Below are 7,402 nucleotides of genomic sequence, written 5' to 3' on the forward strand. Positions count from 1 at the left end.
GCGGGGGCGGTCGCGACCGCCGGGACGTCGGCGAGCAGCCGGGCCGCCATCACCGCGACGGCCGCCTGCTCGGCGAACCCCTCGACCGCGGCGACGTCGGAATCGCGGAAGCGTCCACCCCCACCGAAAGCACAGGCTCCGAGCAACTCGTCGTCCCACCAGAGGGGGGTTCCGAGCACGTCCGGTGTGCCGGGGCCGTCCCCCTCCACAAGGAGGGTGCGGGGCTCCCGGACCAGGCGGGCCAGCACGTCCTCCACCGGGGGCAGGGGATCGCGGTGCACGACCGGTGCCGGGTCGCCCAGCAACGCGACGGTGCCGCCACCACCGCCCAGCCTGCTGGTCGTGCGCCGGACGAGGTCGTCGAGCAGCGTCGTCACACCCCGGTCCTGCGCCGCACCGTGAGCGAGGATCACCCGGTCCTCCCGGTATCCATCTTGCATCTATGCCGCATTCCTGGAGGGGAACGGTAGGGATGTCGACCGGGGTGGGCAAGCCTCGCGAACCCGGGCCGGACGTGTTCAGGCATCATTTCGGATGTGGACGACGGGTCACGGGCAAGCGGTAGCGCCACCGAACGGGCGTACCGGTTCGCCAAGGCCGGGATCCTCGACGGCTCCCTGCCCGCGGGCGAGCTGATCAGCGAGGGTCAGGTCGCGCGGCCGCTCGCGCTGAGCCGCACGCCGGTCCGCGAGGCGTTCCTGCAGCTGCAGGCCGAGGGTCTGCTGAAGCTCTACCCCAAGCGCGGCGCGCTCGTGGTGCCGGTCTCCCCCGGTGAGGTGGACGCCGTCGTCGAGGCCCGCGACGTGATCGAGTCGCACGCGATCGCCACCGTCGTGGGGGTCGACGACGAGACCCTGGAGCACATCGCCGCCGCGATGGACGCCGCGATCGAGGACCAGCTCGCCGCCGTGGCCGCGCGCGACGAGCTCGCCTTCGTCGAGGCCGACCGCCAGTTCCACACCGTGCTGGTGCGGGCCGGGTGCCGCAGCATCCTGCTGGAGGTCTACGGGACGCTGCGTGACCGGCAGCTGCGGATGAACATGGGCGCACTGGGCGGCCGCTTCCCCGGCCGGGCCGAGCGCCTGGTCGCCGAGCACCGGCAGCTGCTCGCCGGGCTGCGCGCCCGGGACCGCCAGGGCGCGGTGGCCGTGCTCCGGGTGCACCTGGCGGGCACCCGGGCATCGGTTCTGGGCGCGCCCCCGGCGAGCGCCTGAGCCGCCGGGCCTCAGCCCCGCAGCACCCGCACCACGACCGTGCGGCTCGCGCGGTCGTGCCAGCCCCGGCCGTCGGTGTCACGCAGGAACGGCGGCAGCACCACCGCGATCATCGCGGTGCGCAGCAGCGCCCGCGGGACACCGACGTGGGTCGCCATGTCGGTGCGCGCGACCCGCATCCCCAGCGCGAGGTGCCCCGGTGCCGTGCCGAGCACCGACACGGACAGCGCGGTGATCACGAACCAGGTCCCGAGGACCCACCAGCTGAACTCCGGGGTGCCGAGCGCGTCGACCCCTGCGACCAGTAGCACCAGCAGGTAGGACAGGAACCAGTCGAGGCAGACGCCGGCGACCCGGCGGCCGAACCCGGCGACGGAGTAGTGACCGGTCGCCGGCAGCCCGAAACGCTCGCCGGGGTGTCCGGCCGGGGCGGAGCCCCCGGCGGATGAACCGGGGAGCCAGGACTCGATCCAACGGGCCATGCTCTCTAGCGTAGGCGCCGTAGCCGCACCACCGAGCGGGACCGGACCGGACACCGATGACGAACGTGATCGATGTCGCGGTCGGGTCAGTTAACGTCGGTGAAACAGGTGAGTGATGGGTGAGCAACACGCCACTCCTACCGTCACCCACGATCTCCACCAGCGAATGAAGGAGCCCAGAGAGTGTTCAGCAACGCCGAAGAGGTACTCAAGTACATCTCGGACGAGAAGGTCGAGTACGTCGACATCAGGTTCTGCGACCTGCCCGGCGTCATGCAGCACCTCACCGTCCCCGCCAAGACGGCCGGCGACCTCCTGGAGAACGGCGCCGCCTTCGACGGCTCCTCCGTCCGCGGTTTCCAGGCGATCAACGAGTCCGACATGGCACTGCACCCGGACACGACGACCGCCCGTCTCGACCCGTTCCGCAAGCACAAGACGCTGAACATCAACTTCTTCGTGCACGACCCGATCACCGGCGAGCCCTACTCCCGTGACCCGCGGAACGTCGCCCGCAAGGCCCAGGAGTACCTGGCCGCGTCCGGCATCGCCGACACCGCGTACATGGCGCCCGAGGCCGAGTTCTACGTCTTCGACTCGATCCGGTTCGGCACCGACCCGCACCAGGCCTACCACCACATCGACTCCGCGGAGGGCTGGTGGAACACCGGCCGCGAGGAGGTCGGGGGCAACCTGGGCTACAAGGTCAACTACAAGGGCGGCTACTTCCCCGTCCCGCCGGTCGACCACTACGCCGACCTGCGCGCCGACATCGTCACCGCGATGCAGGCGTCGGGTTTCGAGGTGGAGCGCGAGCACCACGAGGTCGGCACCGCCGGCCAGGCCGAGATCAACTACAAGTTCGACACGCTGCTGCGTGCGGCCGACGACGTCATGCTCTTCAAGTACCTGGTGAAGAACGTCGCATGGCAGAACGGCAAGACCGCCACCTTCATGCCGAAGCCGCTGTTCGGCGACAACGGCTCGGGCATGCACGTGCACTCGTCGCTGTGGAAGGACGGGCAGCCGCTGTTCCACGACGAGTCCGGCTACGGCGGGCTGTCCGACACCGCGCGCTACTACATCGGCGGCCTGCTGCACCACGCGCCGTCGCTGCTGGCGTTCACCAACCCGACGGTGAACTCCTACCACCGCCTGGTTCCGGGCTTCGAGGCCCCGGTCAACCTGGTCTACTCCGCGCGCAACCGCTCGGCCTGCATCCGCATCCCGCTGACCGGTGACAGCCCGAAGGCCAAGCGCGTCGAGTTCCGCTGCCCGGACTCGTCCGGCAACCCCTACCTCGCCTTCTCGGCGATCCTGATGGCCGGCCTCGACGGCATCAAGAACAAGATCGAGCCGCCGGCGCCGATCGACAAGGACCTCTACGAGCTTCCGCCGGAGGAGGCCAAGGACATCGCGCAGGTCCCGGCCTCGCTCGGTGCGGTCATCGACAAGCTGGAGCAGGACCACGACTACCTGCTCGAGGGTGGCGTGTTCACCCCGGACCTGATCGAGACCTGGATCTCCTACAAGCGGGAGAACGAGATCGACCCGCTGCGGCTGCGCCCGCACCCGTACGAGTTCGCCCTGTACTACGACGTGTGATCCACAACTGACCCACGTCACACCGAGGCCCGGCCCCCGTCAGGGAGCCGGGCCTCGGCGCGTCCGGTGGGTCGTCGGCCGCCCCGTCAGAGGCGCTCGACGCGGTCGGCCTGCGGGCCCCGGTCGCTCTGCCGCACCGCGTAGCGGACACGGTCGCCCTTCTGCAGCGGCTCCGCGTCCCGGATCACGGACACGTGGACGAACAGGTCGTCCCCGCCGGCATCCGGGGAGATGAACCCGAAGCCGCGGTCCTCGTCGTAGCGGACGACGACGCCCTCGCCGCCCCGTGCGGGAACCTCGCGCGACGACGGCCCCGCGGGGGGCGCCGACCGCTTCGGCGCCGTCGAGGGCTCACCGCTCCGGACCAGATGCACGTCACGGGCCTGGGGGCCCTTCTCCGCCTGGGCCACCTCGAAGGCGATGCGGTCGCCCTCCGCGAGCCAGGTCAGCCCCTCGGCCAGGGCCCGGGCGTGGACGAAGACGTCGTCGCCGCCGGAGTCGGGGGTGACGAAGCCGAAGCCCTTGTCCTCGTCGTACCAGGCGACCGTGCCGTCGGCGTCGTCCGCGGTGTCGTCCACGGCGGGCGGGCCGACCTCCGCCCCGAGCGGGATCAGGTTCCCGGCCTGCGGGCCGCGCTCGCCCTCCACGACCAGGAAGGCCACCCGCTGGCCCTCGGTGACCACGCCGCCGGTCACGATGGCGGAGCTGTGCACGAAGATGTCGGCGCCGCCGCCGTCCGGGGTCGCGAAGCCGTATCCCTTCCCCGGCTCGTACCAGGTGACGGTGCCGAGCAGGCCCACGGCGCTGTCGGCCGCCTCGGCCGTGACGCGCACCCGCAGCGCCTGGGGTCCGCGGTCGTTCTCGCCGACCTCGAACTCGACGACCTGGCCCTCCCGGAGCACGGGTGCGCCACCGCCCCCGACGATCTCGGAGGCGTGCACGAACACGTCCGGCGAACCGTCCTCGGGGGCGAGGAAGCCGAAACCCCGTTCGGCGTCGAACCAGCGGACGGTCCCGTGCGGCATCGAGAACTCCAGATCGGTGGTCGGGTACTGGCCCCAGTCTCCCCGACGGGCCTCGCGGTCCGACGGGCCGGGCCCGCGGGGCTGCGGTACGGCGCCGACCGGCGGTCCGCGCGGCATCCGGCGGACGGGTCCGGACATACGTCGGCGCCCGCCCGGAGAGTCTCCGGGCGGGCGCCGACGAGGGTGTTACGCGCGTGTCAGGCGCGGACCTTGCGGCCCACGATCACGCGGTAGATCCCCAGCAGGATCAGCGACCCCACGATGGCGAGCAGCCAGGTGGAGATGTTGAAGAAGCCGCCGAGGCCGACGCCGAACACCGCGCTGCCGATCCAGCCGCCGAGCAGCGCTCCGACGACACCGAGGATCAGGGTGACGATGATGCCGCCCGGGTCCTTGCCCGGCATGATGGCCTTGGCGATGGCGCCCGCGATCAGCCCCAGCACGATCCACGCGATGATGCCCATGTCTGTCTCCCTCGCTTACGGTCCGTTCGTGACGAACCGAATCTGACCGGTCGGCATCGAGTGACCCGTGGGGGTCGTGGCGAAACGTCCCCGGTGGTCACCGTTCGGATGCGATCAGGAGACGGGAGAACGTCGGCCCGCTCCGGCTGCTCCGAACGGCACCGTGGAGGCGCCCGTCCGGCGACCGGTGTACGGCCGTCGGCACCACGCGGTTCCCGATGTCGTGTAGGACGTCGCCGACGCTAACCACTGCCGGTCACGGAAACATCGCAGGACACCCCTGCCCCACCATCAGGTGCCGGAGTTCGCACGGTCGGGGTCTTCCCGGATGCGGGCGCGTCACGAGGCGGTCACCGCGGACGGATGCGACCCCCGCTCGGGGTCAGGTCCGCTCGGAGCATCCCGGACGCGGAATCGGTGCAGAGATCATCTCATCGCCCGCGTCCGCGGATTCGTTGACAAGGGCGGGACGCGGATGCTTGACTCAGAGCTACCGTGTTCCAGGTCACACGGAGTGAGGGTCGCACCGGCCCGTCCACTCCGATCGGTGAAACCGCCCGGGTGTCCACGGAACGGCACCGGCCACGCGCGACCCTCTGCGTCACCCTGCGCCCCTCGGCGCGACCACGAACGTGCACGGTCCTTCCTCGGCGGCAGGATCGTGTCCCCTCCGCGCCCCCGGGCTGACCTCGTCGCCCGGGGGTGCGGCACATTCCGGGACGGCGGGACTACTCGGCGCCGGTGACGGCCACCAGACCGGCGGCCTCGATCCCGGCGAGGGCGGCGGCCTCGTCGTTGAGCGACGCGTCGCCGGTCACCCCGACGGCGCCGAGCAGCGCGCCGGCCGCGTCCTTGACGAAGACCCCGCCGGGCACGGAGAGGATCTTGCCGCCGGCGAGGTTCGCCACCGAGGTGAAGAACTCCGGGGAGTCCGCGGCGCGGGCGGCGATCGCGCGGTTGGTCATGCCGAGGGCGAGCACACCGCTGGCCTTGGCGACGGCGAGGTCGGGCCGCAGGAAGCCCGAGCCGTCCTGGCGGGCCAGGGCGACGATCGCGCCGCCCGGGTCGAGCACCGCGACCGTGAGCGGGTTGAAGCCCTGCTCGGTGCCGTGGGCCAGGGCAGCGGCGGCGATGGTCTGGGCCTGCTCGAGGGAGATCGTCATACTGCGAACCCTGCCATCACCGCGCCGCGCACGCCCACCCCGGCCTCACACAGCGCGGGCGGCGGTCAGCGCCGGGTGAGGCCCACCAACGGGATCGTCCGGTCGGTCCTGCGCTCGTAGTCGGCGAACCCGCCGTTGTTCTCCTTGATCCAGGCCCAGACGCGGTCGCGGTCGGCCTCGTCGAGCTCGGCCGCATGCACCGGCACGGTCTCGACCCCGCCCTCGCCGTCGGCGATCTCGGCGGTGACGTCCGGGTTCGCCATCAGGTTGTGGAACCACGCGGGGTGGCGCGGCGCGCCGGCCGCGGAGGCGACGACGACCCAGCGGTCACCGTCGGCGAACCAGCGCAGCGGGGCGATCCGCTCGGCACCGCTCTTCGCGCCGACGTGGTGGACCAGGATCATCGGCAGGCCGGTGAACGGCTCGCCGACCCGGCCGTCGTTCTCCCGGAACTCGCGGATCACCCTGGTGTTGAAGTCCTCTGCCATGACCCCATGCTGTCAGGCCGGCGCCCCGCCGGGAGCGAACACGACCCAGCAGGCGGCGAGCGTCGCGGCGAACGCGACGAGGACGAACACCGCTGCCCACGCCCCGCCGCCGAGCGGGGTGAGCTCGGCGAGCCGGTCGGCGTCGGAGTGGCGCAGCCGGCCCCCGCGACGGCCGCGGCGCAGCTCCAGACAGGCCTTCACCCCGCCGAACAGCAGGAACCAGGTCAGCGCGGCGGCGAACCCGGTCCGCAGATCGGCCGGGGCACGCAGCGCGACGAGCACGAGCACCGCACCGGTCGCGACGACGGCCAGTCCCCCGTAGAGGTTGCGGATCTGCAGCAGCGTCGCGGCCAGCAGCACCACCGCGATCCACAGCATCGCCTGCGCCTCGTCCGCCGCGACCAGCACCGCACCGCCGAGGCCGAGCAGCGGCGGGAAGACGTAGCCGGCGGAGAACATCGCGACCACGCCGGGGCCCCGCCCGGCCCCGGTGGAGTGCGTGACGCCGGAGGAGTCGGCGTGCAGCCGGATCCCGGCCAGGCCCCGCCCGACCAGGACCGCGACGAGTGCGTGCCCGCCCTCGTGGGCGATCGTGACCGCGGTGCGCGTCAGCCGCCAGGTCGGCCGCCACGCGACGACCGTCAGGGCCAGCAGCGCGGCCAGCAGCGACGCCGGCCGGGCCGCGACGAGCTCGTACCCGCGGGTGATCACGTCGAGGTCTGCCACGCACCCCAGTCAACCAGCGGGGCCCGGTCACACCGCGCCGAGGATCTCCTCGACCGCCTCCAGCGCCGAGCCGGTGTCGTCCGCCAGATACATGAGGTCGACGAAGGTGTGGTCGACGTCGGTGTCGGTGGCCGCCCGGCGCACCAGCGCGGCGGCGTCGGCGGCGGTCTCCCCCGGCTTCGGGTTCACCCGCAGCACCGCGCCGATCGCGTCGGCGGGGCGGCCCGCCTCGGCC

Annotated in this window: 9 protein-coding genes and 3 pseudogenes; 2 read left to right on the top strand and 10 right to left on the bottom strand. The window is 72.3% G+C overall.

Features of this window, described 5'->3' with window-relative positions:
• A partial coding sequence (locus GTW08_RS07425) for a GAF domain-containing protein (RefSeq protein ID WP_161151654.1) occupies positions 1-413 on the bottom strand: 413 nt, incomplete at its 3' end.
• Positions 414-536: 123 nt separating this feature from the next.
• On the opposite strand from GTW08_RS07425, the gene GTW08_RS07430 reads away from it, so the two are divergent.
• The gene (locus GTW08_RS07430) at positions 537-1,214 is read left to right on the top strand and encodes a GntR family transcriptional regulator (RefSeq protein WP_073574169.1); all 678 of its coding nucleotides are present in this window, start codon (positions 537-539) and stop codon (positions 1,212-1,214) included.
• Between the two features lie 11 nt (positions 1,215-1,225).
• On the opposite strand, the gene GTW08_RS07435 is transcribed toward GTW08_RS07430, so the two are convergent.
• Positions 1,226-1,696 (bottom strand): RDD family protein, encoded by a 471-nt coding sequence (locus GTW08_RS07435; RefSeq protein WP_073574170.1) that lies wholly within the window; start codon positions 1,694-1,696, stop codon positions 1,226-1,228.
• Positions 1,697-1,879: 183 nt separating this feature from the next.
• Between GTW08_RS07435 and glnA the strand changes: the two genes are divergently transcribed.
• Entirely contained in the window at positions 1,880-3,301 is a 1,422-nt protein-coding gene (glnA, locus tag GTW08_RS07440; protein ID WP_062395988.1) for a type I glutamate--ammonia ligase, read from the top strand.
• Positions 3,302-3,387: 86 nt separating this feature from the next.
• Here glnA and GTW08_RS32445 read toward each other — a convergent pair whose 3' ends face one another.
• The 8 genes and pseudogenes from GTW08_RS32445 to GTW08_RS07470 all read right to left on the bottom strand — a co-directional run.
• Entirely contained in the window at positions 3,388-3,948 is a 561-nt protein-coding gene (locus GTW08_RS32445) for a cold-shock protein (protein ID WP_346009872.1), read from the bottom strand.
• Positions 3,922-4,095: pseudogene (locus GTW08_RS32915) on the bottom strand (cold shock domain-containing protein); the annotation flags it as partial. The gene GTW08_RS32445 and the pseudogene GTW08_RS32915, both read right to left, overlap by 27 nt.
• Before the next feature lie 33 nt (positions 4,096-4,128).
• Positions 4,129-4,326: pseudogene (locus tag GTW08_RS31640) on the bottom strand (cold-shock protein); the annotation flags it as partial.
• Positions 4,327-4,523: 197 nt separating this feature from the next.
• Positions 4,524-4,790: a GlsB/YeaQ/YmgE family stress response membrane protein gene (locus tag GTW08_RS07450; RefSeq protein ID WP_073574171.1), complete on the bottom strand. Its 267-nt coding sequence runs from the start codon at positions 4,788-4,790 to the stop codon at positions 4,524-4,526.
• A gap of 728 nt (positions 4,791-5,518) precedes the next feature.
• Positions 5,519-5,953, bottom strand: a complete 435-nt coding sequence (locus tag GTW08_RS07455) for a GlcG/HbpS family heme-binding protein (protein ID WP_073574172.1) — start codon at positions 5,951-5,953, stop codon at positions 5,519-5,521.
• 65 nt (positions 5,954-6,018) lie between these two features.
• Positions 6,019-6,441, bottom strand: coding sequence for a nitroreductase/quinone reductase family protein (locus GTW08_RS07460; protein WP_073574173.1), 423 nt, complete (start codon positions 6,439-6,441; stop codon positions 6,019-6,021).
• Positions 6,442-6,453: 12 nt separating this feature from the next.
• Positions 6,454-7,167 carry a M50 family metallopeptidase gene (locus tag GTW08_RS07465; RefSeq protein WP_073574174.1) on the bottom strand — a complete coding sequence of 238 codons (714 nt, stop codon included), beginning with the start codon at positions 7,165-7,167 and terminating at the stop codon, positions 6,454-6,456.
• A 27-nt stretch (positions 7,168-7,194) separates the two neighbouring features.
• Positions 7,195-7,402, bottom strand: a pseudogene (locus GTW08_RS07470) (LLM class F420-dependent oxidoreductase); the annotation flags it as partial.

The organism is Pseudonocardia sp. SID8383, from assembly GCF_009864975.1.
Classification (GTDB): Bacteria; Actinomycetota; Actinomycetes; order Mycobacteriales; family Pseudonocardiaceae; genus Pseudonocardia; species Pseudonocardia alni.

Bases quoted from the DNA above. Each gene is read 5' to 3' on its own strand.
- GTW08_RS07450 (WP_073574171.1), bottom strand. From the start codon at position 4,790: ATGGGCATCATCGCGTGGATCGTGCTGGGGCTGATCGCGGGCGCCATC.
- GTW08_RS07455 (WP_073574172.1), bottom strand. From the start codon at position 5,953: ATGACGATCTCCCTCGAGCAGGCCCAGACCATCGCCGCCGCTGCCCTG.
- GTW08_RS07460 (WP_073574173.1), bottom strand. From the start codon at position 6,441: ATGGCAGAGGACTTCAACACCAGGGTGATCCGCGAGTTCCGGGAGAAC.
- GTW08_RS07435 (WP_073574170.1), bottom strand. From the start codon at position 1,696: ATGGCCCGTTGGATCGAGTCCTGGCTCCCCGGTTCATCCGCCGGGGGC.